At 51.0% G+C, this 23,882-nt stretch carries 23 protein-coding genes and 2 pseudogenes; 8 read left to right on the top strand and 17 right to left on the bottom strand.

The window, feature by feature from the left end:
• Positions 1 to 3: 3 nt before the first annotated feature.
• Genes yajO through xseB form a run of 4 tightly spaced genes read right to left on the bottom strand, consistent with a single transcriptional unit; the run spans position 4 to position 4,061 of the window.
• Positions 4 to 978 (bottom strand): 1-deoxyxylulose-5-phosphate synthase YajO, encoded by a 975-nt coding sequence (gene yajO / locus C1P89_RS13625; protein WP_001199810.1) that lies wholly within the window; start codon positions 976 to 978, stop codon positions 4 to 6.
• 54 nt (positions 979 to 1,032) lie between these two features.
• A complete protein-coding gene (gene dxs / locus C1P89_RS13620) occupies positions 1,033 to 2,895 on the bottom strand; it encodes a 1-deoxy-D-xylulose-5-phosphate synthase (RefSeq protein WP_000006837.1) in 1,863 nt (620 codons plus the stop codon).
• A gap of 24 nt (positions 2,896 to 2,919) precedes the next feature.
• Complete coding sequence (gene ispA / locus C1P89_RS13615; RefSeq protein ID WP_000347217.1) at positions 2,920 to 3,819, bottom strand: (2E,6E)-farnesyl diphosphate synthase; 900 nt, start codon at positions 3,817 to 3,819, stop codon at positions 2,920 to 2,922.
• Positions 3,819 to 4,061, bottom strand: coding sequence for an exodeoxyribonuclease VII small subunit (gene xseB / locus C1P89_RS13610; protein ID WP_001124934.1), 243 nt, complete (start codon positions 4,059 to 4,061; stop codon positions 3,819 to 3,821). The genes ispA and xseB overlap by 1 nt, the downstream gene beginning before the upstream one ends.
• A gap of 205 nt (positions 4,062 to 4,266) precedes the next feature.
• Between xseB and thiI the strand changes: the two genes are divergently transcribed.
• Entirely contained in the window at positions 4,267 to 5,715 is a 1,449-nt protein-coding gene (gene thiI / locus C1P89_RS13605; RefSeq protein ID WP_000668643.1) for a tRNA uracil 4-sulfurtransferase ThiI, read from the top strand.
• 53 nt (positions 5,716 to 5,768) lie between these two features.
• Here the strand turns inward: thiI and yajL are convergent, their stop codons facing one another.
• Complete coding sequence (gene yajL / locus C1P89_RS13600; protein WP_001276309.1) at positions 5,769 to 6,359, bottom strand: protein deglycase YajL; 591 nt, start codon at positions 6,357 to 6,359, stop codon at positions 5,769 to 5,771.
• On the bottom strand, positions 6,322 to 7,233 hold the full coding sequence (gene panE, locus C1P89_RS13595) for a 2-dehydropantoate 2-reductase (RefSeq protein WP_000705865.1): 912 nt from the start codon (positions 7,231 to 7,233) through the stop codon (positions 6,322 to 6,324). Before panE ends, yajL begins: the two co-directional genes overlap by 38 nt.
• Positions 7,234 to 7,400: 167 nt before the next feature.
• Here panE and yajQ point away from each other — a divergent pair, with 167 nt between their 5' ends.
• Positions 7,401 to 7,892: a nucleotide binding protein YajQ gene (gene yajQ, locus C1P89_RS13590; protein ID WP_001138904.1), complete on the top strand. Its 492-nt coding sequence runs from the start codon at positions 7,401 to 7,403 to the stop codon at positions 7,890 to 7,892.
• 127 nt (positions 7,893 to 8,019) lie between these two features.
• Here yajQ and C1P89_RS13585 read toward each other — a convergent pair whose 3' ends face one another.
• Complete coding sequence (locus C1P89_RS13585) at positions 8,020 to 9,384, bottom strand: MFS transporter (RefSeq protein ID WP_001000971.1); 1,365 nt, start codon at positions 9,382 to 9,384, stop codon at positions 8,020 to 8,022.
• Between the two features lie 118 nt (positions 9,385 to 9,502).
• Between C1P89_RS13585 and C1P89_RS13580 the strand changes: the two genes are divergently transcribed.
• A protein-coding gene (locus tag C1P89_RS13580) for an IS1-like element IS1A family transposase (RefSeq protein ID WP_237158176.1) occupies positions 9,503 to 10,200 on the top strand; the annotation gives its coding sequence in 2 pieces (ribosomal slippage) (positions 9,503 to 9,752 and positions 9,752 to 10,200; 699 coding nt in all).
• Between the two features lie 368 nt (positions 10,201 to 10,568).
• A pseudogene (locus C1P89_RS13575) lies at positions 10,569 to 10,967 on the top strand (SEL1-like repeat protein); the annotation flags it as partial.
• A gap of 16 nt (positions 10,968 to 10,983) precedes the next feature.
• Here the strand turns inward: C1P89_RS13575 and C1P89_RS13570 are convergent.
• Positions 10,984 to 11,681 (bottom strand): IS1-like element IS1A family transposase gene (locus tag C1P89_RS13570; protein ID WP_237158176.1). Its coding sequence is split into 2 segments (ribosomal slippage): positions 10,984 to 11,432 and positions 11,432 to 11,681, totalling 699 coding nucleotides; the frame shifts between segments, so codons are not numbered across the junction.
• 54 nt (positions 11,682 to 11,735) lie between these two features.
• Between C1P89_RS13570 and C1P89_RS13565 the strand changes: the two are divergent.
• Positions 11,736 to 12,281 (top strand): annotated as a pseudogene (locus tag C1P89_RS13565) (SEL1-like repeat protein); the annotation flags it as partial.
• Positions 12,282 to 12,336: 55 nt separating this feature from the next.
• Here C1P89_RS13565 and C1P89_RS13560 read toward each other — a convergent pair.
• The 9 genes from C1P89_RS13560 to C1P89_RS13520 all read right to left on the bottom strand — a co-directional run bounded on the left by C1P89_RS13560 (position 12,337) and on the right by C1P89_RS13520 (position 20,712).
• Entirely contained in the window at positions 12,337 to 12,879 is a 543-nt protein-coding gene (locus C1P89_RS13560) for a GNAT family N-acetyltransferase (RefSeq protein ID WP_000227791.1), read from the bottom strand.
• Complete coding sequence (locus C1P89_RS13555; protein WP_001297137.1) at positions 12,863 to 13,174, bottom strand: type II toxin-antitoxin system TacA family antitoxin; 312 nt, start codon at positions 13,172 to 13,174, stop codon at positions 12,863 to 12,865. The genes C1P89_RS13560 and C1P89_RS13555 overlap by 17 nt, the downstream gene beginning before the upstream one ends.
• 184 nt (positions 13,175 to 13,358) lie before the next feature.
• Complete coding sequence (gene cyoE / locus C1P89_RS13550; protein WP_000971327.1) at positions 13,359 to 14,249, bottom strand: heme o synthase; 891 nt, start codon at positions 14,247 to 14,249, stop codon at positions 13,359 to 13,361.
• 11 nt (positions 14,250 to 14,260) lie between these two features.
• A complete protein-coding gene (locus C1P89_RS13545) occupies positions 14,261 to 14,590 on the bottom strand; it encodes a cytochrome o ubiquinol oxidase subunit IV (protein WP_000019869.1) in 330 nt (109 codons plus the stop codon).
• On the bottom strand, positions 14,590 to 15,204 hold the full coding sequence (locus tag C1P89_RS13540) for a cytochrome o ubiquinol oxidase subunit III (protein ID WP_000179819.1): 615 nt from the start codon (positions 15,202 to 15,204) through the stop codon (positions 14,590 to 14,592). The genes C1P89_RS13545 and C1P89_RS13540 overlap by 1 nt, the downstream gene beginning before the upstream one ends.
• A complete protein-coding gene (gene cyoB / locus C1P89_RS13535; protein WP_000467180.1) occupies positions 15,194 to 17,185 on the bottom strand; it encodes a cytochrome o ubiquinol oxidase subunit I in 1,992 nt (663 codons plus the stop codon). The genes C1P89_RS13540 and cyoB overlap by 11 nt, the downstream gene beginning before the upstream one ends.
• 21 nt (positions 17,186 to 17,206) lie before the next feature.
• On the bottom strand, positions 17,207 to 18,154 hold the full coding sequence (gene cyoA / locus C1P89_RS13530) for a cytochrome o ubiquinol oxidase subunit II (protein WP_001239441.1): 948 nt from the start codon (positions 18,152 to 18,154) through the stop codon (positions 17,207 to 17,209).
• Between the two features lie 460 nt (positions 18,155 to 18,614).
• Positions 18,615 to 20,090 (bottom strand): muropeptide MFS transporter AmpG, encoded by a 1,476-nt coding sequence (gene ampG, locus C1P89_RS13525; RefSeq protein ID WP_000098441.1) that lies wholly within the window; start codon positions 20,088 to 20,090, stop codon positions 18,615 to 18,617.
• 43 nt (positions 20,091 to 20,133) lie between these two features.
• The gene (locus tag C1P89_RS13520) at positions 20,134 to 20,712 is read right to left on the bottom strand and encodes a lipoprotein (RefSeq protein ID WP_001295326.1); all 579 of its coding nucleotides are present in this window, start codon (positions 20,710 to 20,712) and stop codon (positions 20,134 to 20,136) included.
• A 304-nt stretch (positions 20,713 to 21,016) separates the two neighbouring features.
• Here C1P89_RS13520 and bolA point away from each other — a divergent pair, with 304 nt between their 5' ends.
• The 3 genes from bolA (at position 21,017) to clpP (ending at position 23,845) form a co-directional block, all read left to right on the top strand.
• Positions 21,017 to 21,334 (top strand): transcriptional regulator BolA, encoded by a 318-nt coding sequence (gene bolA / locus C1P89_RS13515; protein ID WP_000973448.1) that lies wholly within the window; start codon positions 21,017 to 21,019, stop codon positions 21,332 to 21,334.
• Positions 21,335 to 21,677: 343 nt separating this feature from the next.
• Entirely contained in the window at positions 21,678 to 22,976 is a 1,299-nt protein-coding gene (gene tig / locus C1P89_RS13510; protein WP_001198387.1) for a trigger factor, read from the top strand.
• Between the two features lie 245 nt (positions 22,977 to 23,221).
• Positions 23,222 to 23,845, top strand: coding sequence for an ATP-dependent Clp endopeptidase proteolytic subunit ClpP (clpP, locus tag C1P89_RS13505; RefSeq protein WP_000122253.1), 624 nt, complete (start codon positions 23,222 to 23,224; stop codon positions 23,843 to 23,845).
• Positions 23,846 to 23,882 lie beyond the last annotated feature (37 nt).

Raw genomic sequence — 23,882 nt, 5'->3', positions numbered from 1 at the left:
CTCTTATTTAAATCCTACGACCGCATGCGGTTTATACGGCGTTTCCAGTTCGGCAATCTGTTCTGGCTTCAAAGTGATATCCACCGCGTTCAGCAGCTCATCAAGCTGTTCTTCCCGCGATGTACCGATAATCGGTGCGGCAATGCCCGGTTTACTCAATAACCAGGCCAGCGCAACTTGTGCTCGTGTTGCACCGAGTTCTTCACTGACGCCCGTTAACCGCTCTGCGATCTGCGCGTCATTTTCATCGCTTTCTTTATAGAGATTTTTCCCCACCTCATCAGACACCAGTCGTGCGGTAGTTTCTCCCCACGGACGCGTCAGTCGCCCCCGCGCCAGCGGGCTCCACGGAATCACCGCCACGCCCTCCTGATAACACAGAGGCAGCATCTCGCGCTCTTCTTCGCGATAAATCAGATTGTAGTGATCCTGCATACTGATAAACTGCGCCCAGCCGTGCTGTTTTTGTAGCTTCAGGGCCTGAGCAAACTGCGAAGCGTGCATGGATGACGCGCCGATATAACGCGCTTTCCCGGCTTTTACCACGTCGTTCAGGGCTTCCAGCGTCTCTTCGATCGGCGTGTTGTAATCCCAGCGATGAATTTGCAGGATATCGACATAATCCATGCCGAGACGGCGCAGGCTGTCGTCGATAGAGCGCAAAATTTGTGCACGGGATAATCCTTCCGGTAAATCACCAACGCGATGGAACACTTTCGTCGCAACGACCACGTCTTCACGACGGGCGAAATCCCGCAGTGCGCGACCAACGATCTCTTCGCTGCTGCCATCGGAATAGCTATTGGCGGTATCAAAGAAATTTATGCCGCCTTCCAGCGCGCGTTTAATGATGGGACGGCTACTCTCTTCCGGCAGTGTCCATGCGTGATTACCACGATCTGGCTCGCCAAAGGTCATACAGCCGAGGCAAAGTCGGGAAACGCGAAGGTCGGTTTTTCCTAAGGGGTTGTATTGCATGCTGCCACTCCTGCCATGAATAATTTCTTAAGCATAGCAGGAGTGGAGTAGGGATTATGCCAGCCAGGCCTTGATTTTGGCTTCCATACCGGCGGCATCGAGGCCGAGTTCGGCGCGCATTTCTTCCTGAGTTCCTTGTGGAATAAAGAAGTCAGGCAGGCCAATGTTCAGCACGGGTACTGGTTTACGATGGGCCATTAGCACTTCGTTCACGCCGCTGCCTGCGCCGCCCATAATGGCGTTTTCTTCTACGGTGACCAGCGCTTCATGGCTGGCGGCCATTTCCAGAATTAACGCTTCATCAAGCGGTTTCACAAAACGCATATCGACCAGCGTAGCGTTCAGCGATTCAGCGACTTTCGCCGCGTCTGGCATCAGCGTACCAAAGTTAAGGATCGCCAGTTTCTCGCCACGACGCTTCACAATGCCTTTGCCAATTGGCAGTTTTTCCAGCGGCGTCAGTTCCACGCCAACCGCGTTACCGCGCGGGTAGCGCACCGCGGACGGGCCGTCGTTATAGTGATAGCCGGTATAGAGCATCTGGCGACATTCGTTTTCATCGCTCGGGGTCATAATGACCATTTCCGGTATGCAGCGCAGGTAAGAGAGGTCAAAAGCGCCCTGATGGGTTTGACCGTCAGCACCAACAATGCCCGCGCGGTCGATGGCGAACAGGACCGGGAGCTTTTGAATCGCCACGTCATGCAGCACCTGATCATAGGCGCGTTGCAGGAAAGTGGAGTAAATCGCGACAATGGGTTTGTACCCACCAATCGCCAGACCGGCGGCAAAGGTCACCGCGTGTTGCTCGGCGATTGCCACGTCGAAGTAACGATCCGGGAATTTACGTGAAAACTCGACCATGCCGGAACCTTCACGCATCGCCGGAGTAATCGCCATCAGCTTGTTGTCTTTCGCTGCCGTTTCGCACAACCAGTCGCCAAAGATTTTTGAATAGCTCGGCAAACCGCCGCTACTTTTCGGCAAACAACCGCTGGAGGGATCAAATTTAGGCACGGCGTGGAAAGTGATGGGGTCTTTTTCTGCCGGTTCATAACCACGACCTTTTTTGGTCATGATATGCAGGAACTGCGGGCCTTTCAGGTCGCGCATGTTCTTCAGCGTGGTGATAAGCCCCAGCACATCGTGACCGTCAACCGGGCCGATGTAGTTAAAGCCCAGCTCTTCAAACAACGTGCCAGGCACTACCATGCCTTTAATATGTTCTTCGGTACGTTTGAGCAGCTCTTTAATTGGCGGAACGCCAGAGAAAACTTTTTTCCCGCCTTCGCGCAGCGAAGAGTAAAGCTTACCGGAAAGCAGCTGTGCCAGATGGTTATTGAGCGCGCCGACATTTTCGGAAATCGACATTTCATTGTCGTTGAGGACCACCAGCATATCAGGACGGATATCGCCCGCGTGATTCATCGCTTCAAACGCCATGCCAGCGGTAATCGCGCCATCGCCAATGACACAGACGGTGCGGCGATTTTTGCCTTCTTTCTCGGCAGTAACCGCAATACCAATTCCGGCACTGATGGAGGTTGATGAATGCCCGACGCTTAATACGTCATATTCGCTTTCGCCGCGCCACGGGAACGGATGCAGACCGCCTTTCTGACGGATGGTGCCGATTTTGTCGCGGCGTCCGGTCAAAATTTTATGCGGATAAGCCTGATGCCCCACATCCCAAATCAATTGGTCAAACGGGGTGTTGTAGACATAGTGCAGCGCCACGGTCAGTTCGACCGTGCCCAGCCCGGAGGCGAAGTGCCCGCTGGAACGGCTCACGCTGTCGAGTAAATAGCGGCGCAGTTCGTCGCAGAGTTTCGGTAAACTCTCTTTCGGCAACAGTCGTAACTCCTGGGTGGAGTCGACCAGTGCCAGGGTCGGGTATTTGGCAATATCAAAACTCATCAGGGGCCTATTAATACTTATTGTTTATTTATTACGCTGGATGATGTAGTCCGCTAGCGCTTCCAGTGCCGAGGTATCGAGTGATTGTTCAGCCAGTTGTTTCAGCGACTGGCGGGCATCGTCGATCAGATCCCGGGCTTTCTTCCGGGCTTGCTCAAGACCCAGAAGTGCAGGGTAGGTACTTTTACCAAGTTGCTGGTCGGCACCCTGGCGTTTTCCCAACGTTGCAGTATCTCCCACCACATCCAGGATGTCATCCTGAACCTGGAAGGCAAGGCCGATGCTCTCTGCGTACTTGTCGAGTACTGGCAGAGCACGACGCCCTTTATCTCCGGCGCTTAATGCACCAAGGCGAACGGCGGCGCGAATCAATGCGCCGGTTTTATGACGATGAATACGCTCGAGTGCGTCCAGAGGTACGTGTTTGCCTTCCGCATCTAAATCTAATGCCTGACCACCGCACATTCCGGCAATACCGCTGGCGCTTGCCAGTTCTGAAATCATCGAAATTCTGTCGCGGTCCGACACTTCCGGCATATCGGCATCGCTTAAAATCGAGAACGCCAGCGTTTGTAAAGCGTCGCCAGCGAGAATCGCGTTTGCTTCGCCAAACTTCACATGGCAGGTCGGCAAACCGCGACGCAGATCGTCATCATCCATCGCCGGTAAATCATCATGAATTAATGAGTAAGCGTGGATACACTCAACGGCGGCAGCGGGTGCGTCCAGCGTGTTTGTGCTAACGCCGAACATATGACCGGTGGCATAAACCAGAAAAGGTCGCAGGCGCTTACCACCTAATAATGCGCCATACTGCATGGTTTCGACCACGGGAGTGTTCTGAAAGGGCAGTGGGGCGATAAAACGGCTCAGCGCCTGGTTGGCCTGCTTAACGCAGGCTTCAAGTTGCTGCGGAAAGTCCATTACTCATTGTCCGGTGTAAAAGGGGGTAGAGAGGCGTCTTCATTGTCAGACAGCAGAATTTGTACGCGCTGTTCGGCTTGTTGTAATTTGGCCTGCCCCTGACGTGCCAGCTGCACGCCGCGTTCGAACTCGTTCAGCGCCTCTTCCAGCGGCAGGTCGCCACTTTCCAGACGGGTTACAATCTGTTCCAGCTCGCTCAGCGCCTTTTCAAAGCTGGCGGGCGCCTCATTTTTCTTCGGCATAATGAATGTCTGACTCTCAATATTTTTCGCCCCGTCATGGTAACGGACTCAGGGCAAATAGCAAATAACGCGCAATGGTAAGGTGATGTGCGCAGCAAAGCGATGTTAGTGGTATACTTCCGCGCCTGGATGCAGCCGCAGGTGTGGGCTGCTGTATTTTTCCCTATACAAGTCGCTTAAGGCTTGCCAACGAACCATTGCCGCCATGAAGTTTATCATTAAATTGTTCCCGGAAATCACCATCAAAAGCCAATCTGTGCGCTTGCGCTTTATAAAAATCCTTACCGGGAACATTCGTAACGTTTTAAAGCACTATGATGAGACGCTCGCTGTCGTCCGCCACTGGGATAACATCGAAGTTCGCGCAAAAGATGAAAAACAGCGTCTGGCTATTCGCGACGCCCTGACCCGTATTCCGGGTATCCACCATATTCTCGAAGTCGAAGACGTGCCGTTTACCGACATGCACGATATTTTCGAGAAAGCGTTGGTTCAATATCGCGATCAGCTGGAAGGCAAAACCTTCTGCGTACGCGTGAAGCGCCGTGGCAAACATGATTTTAGCTCGATTGATGTGGAACGTTACGTCGGCGGCGGTTTAAATCAGCATATTGAATCCGCGCGCGTGAAGCTGACTAACCCGGATGTAACTGTCCATCTGGAAGTGGAAGACGATCGTCTTCTGCTGATTAAAGGCCGCTACGAAGGTATTGGCGGTTTCCCGATTGGCACCCAGGAAGATGTGCTGTCGCTCATTTCCGGTGGTTTCGACTCCGGTGTTTCCAGTTATATGTTGATGCGTCGCGGCTGCCGCGTGCATTACTGCTTCTTTAACCTCGGCGGCGCAGCGCATGAAATTGGCGTGCGTCAGGTGGCGCATTATCTGTGGAACCGCTTTGGCAGCTCCCACCGCGTGCGTTTTGTCGCCATTAATTTCGAACCGGTCGTCGGGGAAATTCTCGAGAAAATCGACGACGGTCAGATGGGCGTTATCCTCAAACGTATGATGGTGCGTGCCGCGTCTAAAGTGGCTGAACGTTACGGCGTACAGGCGCTGGTCACCGGCGAAGCGCTCGGCCAGGTGTCCAGTCAGACGCTGACCAACCTGCGCCTGATTGATAACGTCTCTGATACGCTGATCCTGCGTCCGCTGATTTCTTACGACAAAGAGCACATCATCAACCTGGCCCGCCAGATTGGCACTGAAGACTTTGCTCGCACGATGCCAGAATATTGTGGCGTGATCTCCAAAAGCCCGACGGTGAAAGCGGTTAAATCGAAGATTGAAGCGGAAGAAGAGAAGTTCGACTTCAGTATTCTCGATAAAGTGGTTGAGGAAGCGAATAACGTTGATATCCGCGAAATCGCCCAGCAGACCGAGCAGGAAGTGGTGGAAGTGGAAACCGTCAATGGCTTTGGCCCGAACGACGTGATCCTCGATATCCGTTCTGTCGATGAGCAGGAAGATAAGCCGCTGAAGGTTGAAGGTATCGACGTGGTTTCTCTGCCGTTCTATAAACTGAGCACCAAATTTGGCGATCTCGACCAGAACAGAACCTGGCTACTGTGGTGTGAGCGCGGGGTGATGAGCCGTCTGCAGGCGCTCTATCTGCGCGAGCAGGGCTTTAACAATGTGAAGGTGTATCGCCCATAATTTGTGGTTTTTACGTCGCATCTGGTCAGATGCGACGTTTGCCGCATCCGACACTACTCGTAATAATTATAAATCCCTGCCGCCATCACCAGTTGTGATGCCACTTCATGGGCTTTCTCGCGCCCAACCAGCAGGTCGATAATTTTCAGACCAAAATCAATAGCCGTACCCGGCCCCTGGCTGGTCAGCAATTTTACCCGTGCATCCCAGACGACGCGCTTGTCCTGCCATTGTTCGGCGGGAATTTTGTCTTTCAGCGTCGGGAAGCCGGTCATATTGCCAATCGGGAAGATATCGTGCGGTACCAGCACGGTGGCTGGCGCGGCGCAAATAGCCGCGACGATACGCCCGGAACGGTGGAACTGTTTAACGGTTTCAACCAGCAGGGTACTATCGCGAAAACACTCTGCGCCTTTAATGCCACCAGGCAGTACGATCACGTCATATTCGCCATCAGCCACCTCGACCAGCGGCGCATCCGCCAGCAGCTTCACGCCGCGCGAGCAGGTAATGGCCAGGTTGCCATCGCTGGCGACGCTGGCAGTGGTGACTTTGATACCGCCGCGAACCAGCAGATCGATAGTGGTGACGGCTTCAGTCTCTTCACTACCAGGGGCGAGGCAAACCAGTGCCGATGCGCTCATATTCACTCTCCTTTCTTTTTACCATTTCAAACAGGCGGGTGTTTTCCGGTACGGCAATCCCATGCGCGCGGGCGCGGCGTAAGAGAAAACCATTGATATAGTCGATTTCGGTGTGGCGCAGCGCGCGGATATCCTGCAACATCGACGAGATATTTTCCGCTGTGGCATCAATCACCTGCATCACGTAATCACGCAAATCTTCTGCTGAAGTATGATGCCCTTCGCGCTCGATCACTGCCGCGACTTCTTCGCATATCTGCATAATTTCTTGCGGATGATGACGTAATTCACCATTCGGGCAATTCCAGATGGCGGTCAGTGGATTAATCACACAGTTGACGGCCAGCTTGCGCCACAGCTCGGCGCGAATATTGTTATGCCAGGCAACGTCAGGCAACACGGTTTGCAAAATATCCGCCAGATAGCTGTAATCGCCGTCCTGTTGCCGTGCCGGACCAATATGCGTGATTCCGTTTGCCACATGAATAATGACATTGCCGTCGCGGCGGGCGGCATGGGTGGTGGTGCCCATCAGTAATGGCTGCTGAATGTTTTGCAACTCTTCGATGGTGCCCATGCCGTTGTGAATTAACAGTATTGGCGTGGTTACAGGCAGTGTGGACGCGAGGCTTTTGACGGCATCGGAAACCTGCCATGCTTTCAGCGTCACCAGGAGCAGATCGCTGGTGGCAAGAAAATCGGGATCGTTGGCGGTCAGCGATTCGTTAAATATCGAACCATCAGTCTCAACCAGATTCACACTACAATAAGGTTGCGGTACGCGCAGCCAGCCCTGAACTTCGTGACCCTGTTTACAAAGTGCTGTAAGCCATAATTGCCCTAAGGCACCGCATCCCAATACGGTAATTTTCATTGTTCCTCCTCACCCGCAACCACTCCGGGTGTTCAATAAGGCTATCCCTTAATTGTGCATGCTGTTGTGACTATGCACAATTAAGGGATACGTCCTGGTGCAGGACTGTCGGTTATTTAACTTTGCGGGTATTATGCTTCGCATCAAAAATGAAGGGAGAGGAAAAGATGCCATCTTTCGATATTGTCTCTGAAGTTGATCTTCAGGAAGCACGTAACGCGGTCGATAACGCGAGCCGCGAAGTGGAGTCCCGTTTTGACTTCCGTAATGTTGAAGCCTCATTTGAGCTGAACGACGCCAGCAAAACCATCAAAGTGTTGAGCGAGTCCGATTTCCAGGTCAATCAGTTGCTGGATATTCTGCGTGCCAAGCTGCTGAAGCGCGGCATTGAAGGCAGTTCACTGGATGTACCGGAAAATATCGTTCATAGCGGTAAAACCTGGTTTGTGGAAGCGAAACTGAAACAGGGCATTGAGAGCGCGACCCAGAAGAAAATCGTCAAGATGATTAAAGACAGCAAACTGAAAGTGCAGGCGCAAATTCAGGGCGATGAGATCCGTGTGACTGGCAAATCTCGTGATGATTTGCAGGCTGTCATGGCGATGGTACGTGGTGGCGATCTCGGCCAGCCGTTCCAGTTCAAAAACTTCCGCGATTAATCGCGACAATGTGCGTTTTGTTCATGTCAGATGCGGCATGAACGCCTGATTCGGCCTACAACGGTTTGTAACTCAAGAACTTTGTAGGCCTGGTAAGCGTAGCGCAGCAGGCAATTCGCCGCGTTTTTTATGCCTGACGAATTGCCTGTTCAACCTCAAAGCGATTTGTCACTTTGCTGTCGATTTTCACATAAGCTGAATGCTCTTCTTCTGCAATCAACACTTCTTTGACGCCTTCAGTTTCCAGCAAACGCACTTTTAACGCTTCGTTTGCGGCAATGTCCGCCGGGATTTCAATGCGCAAACTGCTGACATACGGCGGTTCTTTCATGGTACTGGCGACTGCCAGCCACACTGCGGCCAGCATTGCGCCAGCGAGAAATACCCCCTGACCGTCAAACATGCCGTCAATCCAGCCGCCCAGCGAACCGCCAATCGCCACGCCAAGAAACTGGCTGGTGGAGTAGACACCCATCGCCGTACCTTTGTAACCTGCTGGCGACTCTTTACTGATAAGTGAGGGCAGAAGGGCTTCCATCAAATTAAACGCCACAAAGAAAAGCTGCACGCCGACCACCAGTTGCCAGAACTGCGTTTGTGCGTTCCACAACACAATTTCCGCAACCACGATCAACCCGACGCAGAAGACAAAGACTTGCTTCATTTTGCGCTTAACTTCAGCGTAGATAATGAAAGGCACGATCGAGCCAAAGGCGATTAACATCGTCGCCAGATAGACCTTCCAGTGTTCAGCCGCCGGGAACCCCGCATCAGCTAGCTGTCCGGGCAGGGCAACAAACGTAGACATCAGAAGCATGTGCAGACACATAATGCCAAAGTTGAGTTTCAGCAGCCGCGGTTCCGCCAGCACTTTACTGAAACTGCCTTTCACCATTCCGGACTCACGATTAAGTACGTGAGTGCTACTGTTGGGCACAACCCAAATGGTCAACGCAATGCCGGTTGTTGCCAGAATAGCGATCATCCAGAACAGCGCGTGCAGCCCAAGTTTGTGAGTGATGATCGGGCCAAGCACCATCGCAATGGCAAAGGTAATGCCAAAGCTCACGCCGATAAACGCCATCGCTTTGGTGCGGTTTTGTTCGCGCGTGAGATCGGAAAGCAGCGCCATAACGGCGGCGGCAATTGCTCCAGAGCCTTGTAGCGCCCGGCCCAGAATAATTCCCCAGATGGAGTCGGAAAGCGCAGCGATAACGCTACCGGCGGCAAACACCGCCAGCCCACCGACAATTAATGGTTTGCGACCAATGCGGTCGGAAAGCAGGCCAAACGGAATCTGAAAAACGGCCTGAGTCAGACCATAAATACCAATGGCAATACCGATTAATGCTTCGCTGGCACCTTGCAGAGCCATGCCGTACGTGGTCAGAACCGGCAGAACCATAAACATGCCCAGCATGCGCAACGAGAATACGGTCCCTAAACCCCAGGTCGCGCGCCTCTCACCTGGCGTCATTTTATAATCGTTCATTACCACCCCTTAAAAAAATGCCCACATAGTGTAGTGCGGAGCGCATGTTGGGTAAACAGAGTGGGTGATGCTGCCAACTTACTGATTTAGTGTATGATGGTGTTTTTGAGGTGCTCCAGTGGCTTCTGTTTCTATCAGCTGTCCCTCCTGTTCAGCTACTGACGGGGTGGTGCGTAACGGCAAAAGCACTGCCGGACATCAGCGCTATCTCTGCTCTCACTGCCGTAAAACATGGCAAATGCAGTTCACTTACACCGCTTCTCAACCCGGTACGCACCAGAAAATCATTGATATGGCCATGAATGGCGTTGGATGCCGGGCAACTGCACGCATTATGGGCGTTGGCCTCAACACGATTTTACGTCACTTAAAAAACTCAGGCCGCAGTCGGTAACCTCGCGCATACAGCCGGGCAGTGACGTCATCGTCTGCGCGGAAATGGACGAACAGTGGGGCTATGTCGGGGCTAAATCGCGCCAGCGCTGGCTGTTTTACGCGTATGACAGTCTCCGGAAGACGGTTGTTGCGCACGTATTCGGTGAACGCACTATGGCGACGCTGGGGCGTCTTATGAGCCTGCTGTCACCCTTTGACGTGGTGATATGGATGACGGATGGCTGGCCGCTGTATGAATCCCGCCTGAAGGGAAAGCTGCACGTAATCAGCAAGCGATATACGCAGCGAATTGAGCGGCATAACCTGAATCTGAGGCAGCACCTGGCACGGCTGGGACGGAAGTCGCTGTCGTTCTCAAAATCGGTGGAGCTGCATGACAAAGTCATCGGGCATTATCTGAACATAAAACACTATCAATAAGTTGGAGTCATTACCAACAGAGTGTTAATGAGAAAATATTACAGAGGAGAGTAATTTGTGTGTCAGGTATGTTTTTTTGCATTCATAAAATGAATGCTCTATATGTTGAAAAAATGAATTTTAAAACTAAATAGTTTTACATCAAAAAAGTAATAATATCATTTCTTGATTGCCATGTGCATTTTTTATCTTACGAATATGCTAGTTTTATCTCACTAAATAAACGATTTGGTGACATGGATGATAATGTTTCAGGCTAAATGTGTGCTTATTACTTGGACCTTTATGGCACTGTATTTATTCATTAAATGGATATTTGGTGGTTAATTATTATGGAAATATATGACAGTGAGGACATAAAGGTATACATGTTAACTAAAAGAATATTATTTTCTGTAATGCTGATAGTTTCACCAAGCGTGGTGGCCAGCGAGAAAGCGCATGAATTGTATGACAGCATATACGGTGGTAAACCTGCTCCCGATGTTATAAATACACTGCATAAAATGGCTGAATCGGGAGATATCGACGCGCAGAGCCTGTTAGGCTGGGAATATTATCAGCCTCGTTATGATACCAAACCTGATGTTCAGGAAGCGATTAAATGGTTCGAGTTAGCGGCTAAACAAGGTGACAGAGAAGCTCCGTTAGCGCTGGGGGGTATCTACTACGACGGTGAGCAGGTGCGGGTGGATTATGCCAAAGCGTATGCACTATTTAATCAGGCCGCGCAGCACGGTGTGAATTTAGCATGGTCCAGGTTGGGCAGGTAATGACTCCAACTTATTGATAGTGTTTTATGTTCAGATAATGCCCGATGACTTTGTCATGCAGCTCCACCGATTTTGAGAACGACAGCGACTTCCGTCCCAGCCGTGCCAGGTGCTGCCTCAGATTCAGGTTATGCCGCTCAATTCGCTGCGTATATCGCTTGCTGATTACGTGCAGCTTTCCCTTCAGGCGGGATTCATACAGCGGCCAGCCATCCGTCATCCATATCACCACGTCAAAGGGTGACAGCAGGCTCATAAGACGCCCCAGCGTCGCCATAGTGCGTTCACCGAATACGTGCGCAACAACCGTCTTCCGGAGACTGTCATACGCGTAAAACAGCCAGCGCTGGCGCGATTTAGCCCCGACATAGCCCCACTGTTCGTCCATTTCCGCGCAGACGATGACGTCACTGCCCGGCTGTATGCGCGAGGTTACCGACTGCGGCCTGAGTTTTTTAAGTGACGTAAAATCGTGTTGAGGCCAACGCCCATAATGCGTGCAGTTGCCCGGCATCCAACGCCATTCATGGCCATATCAATGATTTTCTGGTGCGTACCGGGTTGAGAAGCGGTGTAAGTGAACTGCATTTGCCATGTTTTACGGCAGTGAGAGCAGAGATAGCGCTGATGTCCGGCAGTGCTTTTGCCGTTACGCACCACCCCGTCAGTAGCTGAACAGGAGGGACAGCTGATAGAAACAGAAGCCACTGGAGCACCTCAAAAACACCATCATACACTAAATCAGTAAGTTGGCAGCATCACCGGTTGGGCATTATGTACGCCAATGGTCAGTATGTTGAGGTAGATTGTAAGAAAGCGAAGGAATATCTTGATAAAGGTGTCCACATTTATGGTGGCCCGGAAGACTTTCTGGCTACTTGTCGAAAAGACATGATTGACAGAAAAACGGTTGACGATACGTTACCCGTGATTACGGTTACCCGTTCTGGGATGCGAGATAATTTTTTAGATAAAGGTTTTTCCTGCATGGATAGCCTCTTCGCCACCACCAATAAATTAGGCGAAGTGGCCAATCTTCGCGTGACATTCAGCATTCGTCGCCCATCCGGTAAGGAGATTAACCAAACGGTTGGCTTCGCGCCTTTCGGTTTAAACCGGCTGAATATTAGCTTTACTGATTACCTATTTGGTTCATTTACCAGTAATTCGTCTCTTATTCTTTATAAACCGGAATTTGAGCGAAAATCTTGTGCAACTGTAAGGACCACAATCGTTGCCGCAACGGCAACCATTAACGGCAAGGATGTGGAGTTGCTGAAAGCGGGGGCAATTGAACAAAAGTGGTAACGCTGCTCAGCCCCCGGCTAAGGCAAAACTTGCCCTGGCGGGTGGCGATAATAATCTAAGCCGCGAGAATATGCTGAATCGCCAAAAACATAGGTACAGCACCAAAAGCATTTGGTGTCGCTGAAAGCTGAACAAAGCCGAGACGAGCATAAAAATTAATGGCGGCAGGGTCAGCATCAAGATAAACCCCTTTAATTGGTAATGCCTGGTGAATTATTTTTACATGTTCAAAAAAATCACATAGTAGGTCCTGACCAAAGCCCCGCTTTTGATACTTCCGTGCTACCCCCAACATGACTAATCTGACAACACCAATTTCTGAAGGTTGTGAACCCTGAAGGACGCCAGAAACGCGTTGTTTTTCCAGCGAATATGCCGTAAAAGTACAGATGCCGATCAGTTCACCACTTTGTCTGTCAATAAGTGCTTTAGCCGCACAGTCGCTATTACGCACACTTTTCTTTAGCGATGCGCGTACAAATTTATCGATAACAGAGTTACCGCAATCAAACTGTTTTTGCCCAGGATAAGTAATATCAGACTGATAATTACAGGAGAGGACTATGGGCAGAGTAATCTCTTCATGCTTGTCGACCATCGCTGTTTTTCCTTTTCATTAACGCCTTGAGGGCGAGCGTCGGTTGAGCAGGTTCAGCGATGAGTTGGTTCATCAGTTCCCAGCTTTGATTCGAAAGCTCACGGCGACGTTGGTTATCAAGCACACTTTCGGCGCGTTCCATAGCAGCGCTCAAAATAAAAGCGCTTAAATCTACCCCAACGGCTTGCGCAGCTTCACGAAGTTTGTTTTTGGCGTCGGGACTAGTTTTGAGTTCGACCCGCGCATTTTTCAGCGTTTTATCGACATCGGGTAGAGTGGCTGTTTTTCCAGGCATTATGACCTCTTTGATTAACTGAATGAAATCGTAGGGAGTCGATCTCATACATAATACGGCTATCAACCGTATGATTAATTTATGTTCATCTGCTCACTCTGTCAAGACATACGGTTATTAGCCGTATCTCTGATCTCAGACAATAAAAAAGGTGCCGTAGCACCTTTTTAATAGAGAGGTTGTGTTACCAAACAGCAGCCAGCAGCGTATGCGAGTCCGGCACCATAAAATCAACGGACATCATCACCGAGAGGGCTGTGATGGCGATGATAGAGAAGCCGAACAGCTTGCGCGCCCAGATCCTGTCATCAGCAACTTTATAACCGCGCAGGGCCATACCTAACCACCAGACGCTCACCGCCGCGGCGACCACCAGATATTTATACCCAGCGTAACCGCCAAGAGAGAGCATCAGCGTGGCAACGGCAAAGGCGATGATATACAGCGTGATGTGATTCTTCGCCACCGAAATGCCTTTTACCACTGGCAATACCGGAATGTTTGCCGCCTGATAATCCTTAAAGCGGAAAATGGCGATGGCATAGGAGTGAGGCATCTGCCACAGGCTGAAGATAGCCAGCAGGATCGCTGCGCCGCTATCGAACTCGCCGGTTACTGCACAGTAGCCAATCACCGGCGGCGCAGCGCCGGAGAGCGAACCAATCAATGTGCCGTAGACCGAGTGGCGTTTCATGTACAGGCTATAAACGCCGACATAAACCACAAAGCCCATCACCCCCAGCCAGCAGGCCAGCGGATTCGCGCCAAACCACAGCAGCATAAAGCCAGCAAAGCCTAGCAAGGTGGCGTACACCAGCGAGACAGCAGGAGAGATCAGGCCTTTAACCAGCACCCGATTCTTCGTCCTTTCCATCTTTCTGTCGATATCCCTGTCGATGTAGTTGTTAAACACACAACCCGACGCCACAACCAGTGACACCCCAACCAGCGTGTAGATAAACAGGGGATAATCAATGCTGCCCTTTGAGGCCAGCAGGAATCCCCCAATCACCGAGATCAGGTTGCCAAAGATGATGCCTGGTTTCGTTACTTGCAGGTATTGCTTAAACATCATAACCGCCGCTCTTAGTGCATCATCATGTTGTAGTTGAGGTTCCACATAATCCAGATGGAGCCTACAACCAGGATAGCGATGATTAGCACGGTGAAGACAAACGCCGTCATGTTCCAGCCTTCATCTGATTTGGTATTCATGTGCAGGAAGCACACCAGATGCACCAGAACCTGTACCACTGCCATTGCCAGGATTGTTCCCAGAATTACGGCCGGAGAGGCAGCTCCTGTCATCACCATCCAGAACGGAATCACCGTCAGAATGATCGACAGGATAAAGCCTGTCATGTAGGTTTTTACGCTGCCATGGGACGCGCCGCTGTGATCGGTAGAATGACTCATTACATCGCCCCCATCAGATAAACAACAGTGAACACACAGATCCAAACCACATCCAGGAAGTGCCAGAACAGGCTCAGGCACATGATGCGGGTACGGTTAGTGCTGGTCAGGCCGCGACGAGCGATTTGTACCATCAGCACCGCCATCCAGATAAGACCGGAAGTGACGTGCAGACCGTGCGTGCCGACCAGCGCAAAGAACGCTGACAGGAAGCCGCTGCGATCCGGACCCATGCCGTTAACAATCAGGTGATGGAATTCGTAGATTTCCATCCCGATAAATCCGGCACCAAACAACCAGGTCAACGCCAGCCAGGAGATAACCTGGCTTTTGTTGTTTTTGTACATGGCGATAGCCGCCATGCCGTAGGTGATGGAGCTGAACAACAGCAAGAAAGTTTCAACCAGAACGAACGGCAGTTCGAAAATGTCCTTACCTGTCGGGCCGCCTGCGGTGCCGTTCACCAGAACGGCATAGGTAGCAAACAAGATTGAGAACAGAATGCAGTCGCTCATCAGGTAGATCCAAAATCCGAAGATTTTGGTTCCGCCTGCATCGTGGTGCCCGTGTTCGTGCGCGTGGGCAGTCGCGTGCGTCAAAGTATCAGTTGCCATTTTTCAGCCCTGCCTTAGTAATCTCATCGAAATGCTGGTTTTCCAGTTTTTCGATTTCTGCCACCGGCACGTAGTAATCCACGTCCTCGTCGAAGCTTTTCACGATCCAGGTGATGATCATGCCTGCGAAGCCAACAATCGCCAGCCACCAGATATGCCAGATCATGGCGAAACCGAAGATGGTGGAGAAAGCTGCAATGACGATACCTGCACCGCTGTTTTTCGGCATATGAATTTCTTCATAGTGGTCAGGCTTTTTATACGCTTCGCCTTTCTCTTTCATTTCCCAGAATGCATCACGCTCGTGAACGTGCGGCACAACGGCAAAGTTATAGAACGGAGGCGGGGAAGAGGTTGCCCACTCCAGCGTACGGCCACCCCACGGGTCGCCAGTCAGGTCACGGTTCTGGTCGCGGTCGCGAATAGAAACGTACATCTGAATAACGAGGCAGAGAATACCCAGCGCAATCAGTACTGCACCGCTAGCTGCAATCATCAGCATGGTGTGGAACTGCGGGTCAATCTGCTGGCTCAAACGACGGGTCATGCCCATGAAGCCCAGCGCATACAGCGGCATAAAGGCAACGAAGAAGCCGATGATCCAGAACCAGAACGCGCGTTTACCCCAGGTTTCATTCAGTTTGAAACCGAACGCTTTAGGCCACCAGTAGGTCATCCCTGCGAAGCAGCCGAAGACCACGCCGCCGATGATAACGTTATGGAAGTGCGCAATCAGGAACAGGCTGTTATGCAGAACGAAGTCCGCGCCCGGTACTGCCAGCAGCACGCCAGTCATCCCGCCCACCGAGAAAGTGACGATAAAACCGATGGTCCACAGCATCGCAGAATGGAACACGATGCGGCCCTGATACATGGTGAACAGCCAGTTGAAGATCTTCACCCCGGTCGGGATGGCGATAATCATTGTGGTGATACCAAAGAAGGCGTTTACGTTCGCGCCCGCACCCATCGTAAAGAAGTGGTGCAGCCAAACGATGAACGACAGCACGGTGATACAGACGGTTGCCCATACCAGCGAGGTATAACCAAACAGACGTTTACGCGAGAAGGTTGCCGCAATTTCGGAGAACACACCGAAAACAGGCAGGATCAGGATGTAAACTTCCGGGTGGCCCCAGGCCCAAATCAGGTTGATGTACATCATCATGTTGCCACCCATATCGTTGGTAAAGAAATGGGTGCCCAGATAGCGATCCAGGGTCAACAACGCGACGGTAACCGTCAGAATTGGGAAGGAAGCAATAATCAGTACGTTCGCGCACAGTGATGCCCAGGTAAATACTGGCATCTTGAACATGGTCATGCCCGGTGCGCGCATCTTCAGAATGGTAACGAAGAAGTTGATACCGGTAAGCGTCGTACCTATACCGGATAGCTGGAGACTCCATATCCAGTAATCGACACCGACTCCCGGACTGTACTCTATTCCCGATAGCGGTGGATAGGCCAGCCAGCCGGTCTGCGCAAATTCGCCCACGCCGAGAGAAACGTTAACCAGAATCACACCAACAACAGTAAACCAGAAGCTTAAGTTGTTGAGGAACGGGAACGCAACGTCACGCGCGCCGATCTGCAGCGGAACCACCAGGTTCATCAGACCGATAACGAAAGGCATCGCCACGAAGAAGATCATAATCACGCCGTGCGCGGTGAAGATCTGATCGTAGTGGTGAGGTGGCAGGAAGCCCGCTTCGCCCGCCGAGGCAAGAGCCTGCTGGCTACGCATCATAATGGCGTCAGCAAAACCACGCAGCAACATCACAATCGCCACGATGATATACATGATACCGAGGCGTTTATGGTCGACGGAGGTCAGCCACTCTTTCCACAGGTAGGTCCACTTACCGAAGTAAGTGATCAGGCCAACGAGCGCCAGACCTCCCAAAATAATGCCAGCGATCGTAACCATGACGATAGGTTCATGGAACGGGACTGCATCAAGTGATAATTTTCCGAACATCTTTATTCTTCCTCAACCCCTTTAATGGGCGGATTCCGCGTGGCTCATGTCCATGCCTTCCATACCTTCGTGTGCACTGTGCTCACCTTCTGGCTGGGTCATGTCCATGCTCTTACCGTGAGCCATAAACTTGTTAATCACATCGGCAAACAAGTCTGGTTTCACGTTGGAGAAATATTCCACCTGGTTGTATTCGCTAGGCGCGGCCAGTTTTTCGAACGCAGCCATGTCAGACATGGTGTTCGGCGACTGTTTCGCTTTTGCGACCCATTGGTCGAATTCGGCGCGATCCGGTGTTGCAATAGCTTTGAACTTCATGCCTGAGAAGCCCGGCCCGCTGTAGCTGGCGGAGATACCGTCATAAGTACCGGGTTCGTTGGCGATCAGATGCAGGCGAGTCTGCATACCGGCCATGGCATAAATCTGGCTACCCAGACGCGGAATGAAGAAGGAGTTCATCACGGAGTTGGAGGTCACTTTGAAGTACACCGGAGTGTTCGCCGGGAAAGCGATTTCATTCACGGTTGCAATGCCCTGTTCCGGGTAGATGAAGAACCATTTCCAGTCCATGGAAACCACTTCGATGGTAATGGGCTTCTCGTCGTGTGCCAGCGGCTTGCTAGGCTCAAGAGCGTGAGTGGTTTTCCAGGTCAGTACCGCAAGGAAGATGATGATTAAGATAGGTACCGTCCAGACCACAGCTTCCACTTTATTGGAGTGTGACCAGTTCGGGCTGTACTTAGCATCTTTATTGCTCGCACGATACTTCCAGGCGAAACCAACAGCCATCAAGATTGCGGGAATAACGACAATCAACATCAGGCCAAATGCCGTCAGTATCAGTGAACGTTGCTCCAGACCAATCTGTCCTTTGGGATCTAACAGCGCAGAATTACAGCCACTGAGCAATACAGTGCCTGCAAATAATGACAACCATCCCAAACTTTTATTGTATTTCCTGAGTCTCATTTAACGACCTCAATTCCACGGGATCTGGTGGCGTTTAAAGTGTGTGGGCATTTTACGGGGAGGTTACATTACTGTAAGCATGATTAAATTCCTGTTACTTGGATTTGGCTGTCAGGTTACATATGTTGCAAAACATATCAAGTTGATTTTAAGAAGCTGTTGCAAAAGGGCGTTATAACGAAAGGGGAGTGCAGAAGGAGTTTGGACGGGCAATTGGTATAACCAATCTGGAATAAAACAATTGTTTAACAAATAATTATCATTATGGTGACAATTGGGTGGGGGGAAAATAAAGACTCATTAGCTGAATCGTGTAAGAAAAAATAGAATTCATAAATTGCGTCAATAATTTCCAAACGCTAAGCCGCACAAAAGAACAAATATTATTAAGCGATACTGATGTTTATTTAGCCGTAATAATTACGGCGAGTGATTACTACAGCTAAATAATATTTACAGATTACGTCAGATGCGTTTTTCGTAGAGCCAGATAATCCAGCAAACCACCAAGCACGACGCCAGAAAGGGCGACTAAAACCCCGACTTCCAGCAGAGCAGGCAGGAAAGAGAAGTGCGTCAAATCCAGCGCGTCCATCGTCAACAGCAGTAACCACACGGCCAACAGGCTGACGCCCGCCGCCAGTGTCCACATGGCAAAGGCATAACCTGTCGGATATTCGGTACGGGAGATAAAGTTGTCATTTACTCGTGTATATTCAAGCGTCTGGCGGCAAACCAGCAGCAAAATAAGCCCCGGTACGGCAGCGGCGACGGAGAATAGATAGAATGTCGACCAGCCGTGTGCTTCAACAAACCAACCCGCCACGGGGCCGACATAAACTCGTCCTACAGCGGAAAGCGCTGAGAGCAGGGCAAATTGAGTAGCGGAAAATGACTTATTACACAGCGTCATTAACAGCGCGACAAAGGCTGATGTGCCCATCCCGCCACAGAGGTTTTCGAAAAAGACGGCTGCGCCCATGCTGTAGAGATGCTTATCAGTAATCGACAGCAGCCAGTAACCAGCGTTAGACGCACCTTGTAAAATGCCGAAAATCAGCAGCGCCCGGAACAGCGACAGGCGCTGCATCAAAATCCCACCGTACAATGCGCCCACAATGGTCGCCAGTAAGCCAAGCGTTTTGTTAACCACGCCTACTTCACCCGCATCAAACCCGACGCCGCGAATCAAAAACGTGGTTGTCAGGCTCATGGCGAATGCGTCGCCCAGCTTATACAGCACGATAAGAAGCAAAATAAGCCAGGCATTATTGCGACCAAAGAAATCTCGCAGAGGTGCAACAACCGCTTGTTCCAGCGTTTTTGGCACAGGAATGGTGTCGGTCGGTTCTGGTGCAAGCAACGTCGCGATAATACAAGGGATCAACAGCGCCGCCATCAACCAGTACATGCCCTGCCAGCCCAGCCATTTATCTGCCAGCCACAGGGCTAAGCCGCCGGAAACCAGCATCCCTAAACGGTAACCCAGCACGCTGATTGCCGCGCCCGCACCACGTTCTTCTGCCGGGAGCACATCGGTTTTCCACGCATCGAAGACAATATCCTGGGAGGCCGAGCAAAAAGCGATCACCACCGCCAGTGCCGCCATCCAGCGGAGTTGGGTGCCAGGTTCGAGAAAACCCATCGCCGCAATGGCGACTAATAACAGGATTTGCGTGGCGAGCAGCCAACCGCGCCGCCGCCCAAAAAATGGGGGCGTGTAGCGGTCCATCAGCGGTGACCAGAGGAATTTAAAAACGTAAGCCTGGCCTACCAGAGAGAAGAAACCAATGGTTTTGAGATCAATATTCTCGACCGTCATCCAGGCCTGTAAGGTACCGGATGTCAGGGCGAGCGGTAGCCCGGAAGCAAAACCCAGGATCAGCAATATGGCTGAACGCGGCTGTTGAAAAATACGTAAATATTGACTGGACATGGGCGTCTACAGGCCCGGTTTGCACCGGGCCAGAGGGCAGAAATTAACGCGCGTTCTGCTTGATGAATTCGTGGATGCTGGTGTCCTGAGACATATCAGCGATGGTATCGGTCAGCACACTGTTAACCGCATCGGCGATATTTTTGTTGGAGGCCTGGAACGCACCTTCAACGTTGTAGCTGGCACGATAGTTTTTGGTCATTTTGTTGCCATTCTGCGCGGTAGCGATGATGGCGATATCCGCTTTGGTCGCGATGTTGTAGCGCACGTTGCCCTGGGACACGTCAGCATACAGTTGGCTAACGATGATTTGCAGATTAACCGGGCCATTCGGACCAACCATGTAACCACGCGCGGTCATCTGTTTTTCCAGCACTTCTTGCAGCAGGAAACGCAGATCTCGGGAGGCGGTCAGGGTAACGATTTGATTATCGCGGGTGACTTTTGCCAGCGCCTGATCGGTACGCTGATCGGCACCATTAATGCTTACGGTGACGCCCATCAGGCTTGGATCCTGCTGTGGCAGTGTAATCGTCGGGGAAACTTCAATAGTTGTTGGCGGTTTTGCGCATCCTGCAAGCATAAACAGAGCAACTAACGGGAAGAGGATTTTTTTGAACATGTTCGGGCTCTCAGAGACTCTTAAGCGTGTTTGGTAAAAATTCCCGCCATCATAACATTGCCAACGGCGAGGGGAAGTGGGTAAGGCATGTAAATTCATCATGTTGGCGAAATAATCACCCCTGGTAAAAGAAACGCTGATGCGAGGCCTGTGTTTCAATCTTTAAATCAGTAAACTTCATACGCTTGACGGAAAAACCAGGACGAAACCTAAATATTTGTTGTTAAGCTGCAATGGAAACGGTAAAAGCGGCTAGTATTTAAAGGGATGGATGACATCTCAGCGTTGTCGGAGGAGATATTTCATGATGATACGTGAGCGGATAGAAGAAAAATTAAGGGCGGCGTTCCAACCCGTATTCCTCGAAGTAGTGGATGAAAGCTATCGTCACAATGTCCCAGCCGGCTCTGAAAGCCATTTTAAAGTTGTGCTGGTCAGCGATCGTTTTACGGGTGAACGTTTTCTGAATCGTCATCGAATGATTTACAGTACTTTAGCGGAGGAACTCTCTACTACCGTTCATGCGCTGGCTCTGCATACTTACACTATTAAGGAGTGGGAAGGGTTGCAGGACACCGTCTTTGCCTCTCCTCCCTGTCGTGGAGCAGGAAGCATCGCGTAAAAACGCATTTGCAACTGTCGGCGCTTTTCCAGTATGTTGCTAAAGATTTTATGAAAAACGGCCTGCGGGCCGTTTTGTTTTGTCTGGATTTTGCGCTTTTTGCCCAGCATTTAGACGAAAATTGCCCGGGAATTGTGAAAAAATACGCGACAGCGCGCAATAACCGTTCTCGACTCATAAAAGTGATGCCGCTATAATGCCGCGTCCTATTTGAATGCTTTCGGGATGATTCTGGTAACAGGGAATGTGATTGATTATAAGAACATCCCGGTTCCGCGAAGCCAACAACCTGTGCTTGCGGGGTAAGAGTTGACCGAGCACTGTGATTTTTTGAGGTAACAAGATGCAAGTTTCAGTTGAAACCACTCAAGGCCTTGGCCGCCGTGTAACGATTACTATCGCTGCTGACAGCATCGAGACCGCTGTTAAAAGCGAGCTGGTCAACGTTGCGAAAAAAGTACGTATTGACGGCTTCCGCAAAGGCAAAGTGCCAATGAATATCGTTGCTCAGCGTTATGGCGCGTCTGTACGCCAGGACGTTCTGGGTGACCTGATGAGCCGTAACTTCATTGACGCCATCATTAAAGAAAAAATCAATCCGGCTGGCGCACCGACTTATGTTCCGGGCGAATACAAGCTGGGTGAAGACTTCACCTACTCTGTAGAGTTTGAAGTTTATCCGGAAGTTGAACTGCAGGGTCTGGAAGCGATCGAAGTTGAAAAACCGATCGTTGAAGTGACCGACGCTGACGTTGACGGCATGCTGGATACTCTGCGTAAACAGCAGGCGACCTGGAAAGAAAAAGACGGCGCCGTTGAAGCAGAAGACCGCGTAACCATCGACTTCACCGGTTCTGTAGACGGCGAAGAGTTCGAAGGCGGTAAAGCGTCTGATTTCGTACTGGCGATGGGCCAGGGTCGTATGATCCCGGGCTTTGAAGACGGTATCAAAGGCCACAAAGCTGGCGAAGAGTTCACCATCGACGTGACCTTCCCGGAAGAATACCACGCAGAAAATCTGAAAGGTAAAGCAGCGAAATTCGCTATCAACCTGAAGAAAGTTGAAGAGCGTGAACTGCCGGAACTGACTGCAGAATTCATCAAACGTTTCGGCGTTGAAGATGGTTCCGTAGAAGGTCTGCGCGCTGAAGTGCGTAAAAACATGGAGCGCGAGCTGAAGAGCGCCATCCGTAACCGCGTTAAGTCTCAGGCGATCGAAGGTCTGGTAAAAGCTAACGACATCGACGTACCGGCTGCGCTGATCGACAGCGAAATCGACGTTCTGCGTCGCCAGGCTGCACAGCGTTTCGGTGGCAACGAAAAACGAGCTCTGGAACTGCCGCGCGAACTGTTCGAAGAACAGGCTAAACGCCGCGTAGTTGTTGGCCTGCTGCTGGGCGAAGTTATCCGCACCAACGAGCTGAAAGCTGACGAAGAGCGCGTGAAAGGCCTGATCGAAGAGATGGCTTCTGCGTACGAAGATCCGAAAGAAGTTATCGAGTTCTACAGCAAAAACAAAGAACTGATGGACAACATGCGCAATGTTGCTCTGGAAGAACAGGCTGTTGAAGCTGTACTGGCGAAAGCGAAAGTGACTGAAAAAGAAACCACTTTCAACGAGCTGATGAACCAGCAGGCGTAATTTACGCAGCATAACGCGCTAAATTCGCACAAAGGCCCGTCACCGCCAGGTGGTGGGCTTTTTTTTGTCATGAATTTTGCATGGAACCGTGCGAAAAGCCTCTTTCGGTGTTAGCGTAACAACAAAAGATTGTTATGCTTGAAATATGGTGATGCCGTACCCATAACACAGGGACTAGCTGATAATCCGTCCATAAGGTTACAATCGGTACAGCAGGTTTTTTCAATTTTATCCAGGAGACGGAAATGTCATACAGCGGCGAACGAGATAACTTTGCACCCCATATGGCGCTGGTGCCGATGGTCATTGAACAGACCTCACGCGGTGAGCGCTCTTTTGATATCTATTCTCGTCTACTTAAGGAACGCGTCATTTTTCTGACTGGCCAGGTTGAAGACCACATGGCGAACCTGATTGTGGCGCAGATGCTGTTCCTAGAAGCGGAAAACCCAGAAAAAGATATCTATCTGTACATTAACTCCCCAGGCGGGGTGATCACTGCCGGGATGTCTATCTATGACACCATGCAGTTTATCAAGCCTGATGTCAGCACCATCTGTATGGGCCAGGCGGCCTCGATGGGCGCTTTCTTGCTGACCGCAGGGGCAAAAGGTAAACGTTTTTGCCTGCCGAATTCGCGCGTGATGATTCACCAACCGTTGGGCGGCTACCAGGGCCAGGCGACCGATATCGAAATTCATGCCCGTGAAATTCTGAAAGTTAAAGGGCGCATGAATGAACTTATGGCGCTTCATACGGGTCAATCATTAGAACAGATTGAACGTGATACCGAGCGCGATCGCTTCCTTTCCGCCCCTGAAGCGGTGGAATACGGTCTGGTCGATTCGATTCTGACCCATCGTAATTGATGCCAGAGGCGCAACTGTGCCGCTATACTTATCCAGG

The sequence above is a fragment of the Shigella sonnei genome (genome assembly GCF_002950395.1).
GTDB lineage: Bacteria > Pseudomonadota > Gammaproteobacteria > Enterobacterales > Enterobacteriaceae > ECMA0423.
The sequence above is the reverse complement of the archived record's forward strand: the minus strand, read 5'-3'. Positions and strand labels throughout refer to the sequence as shown.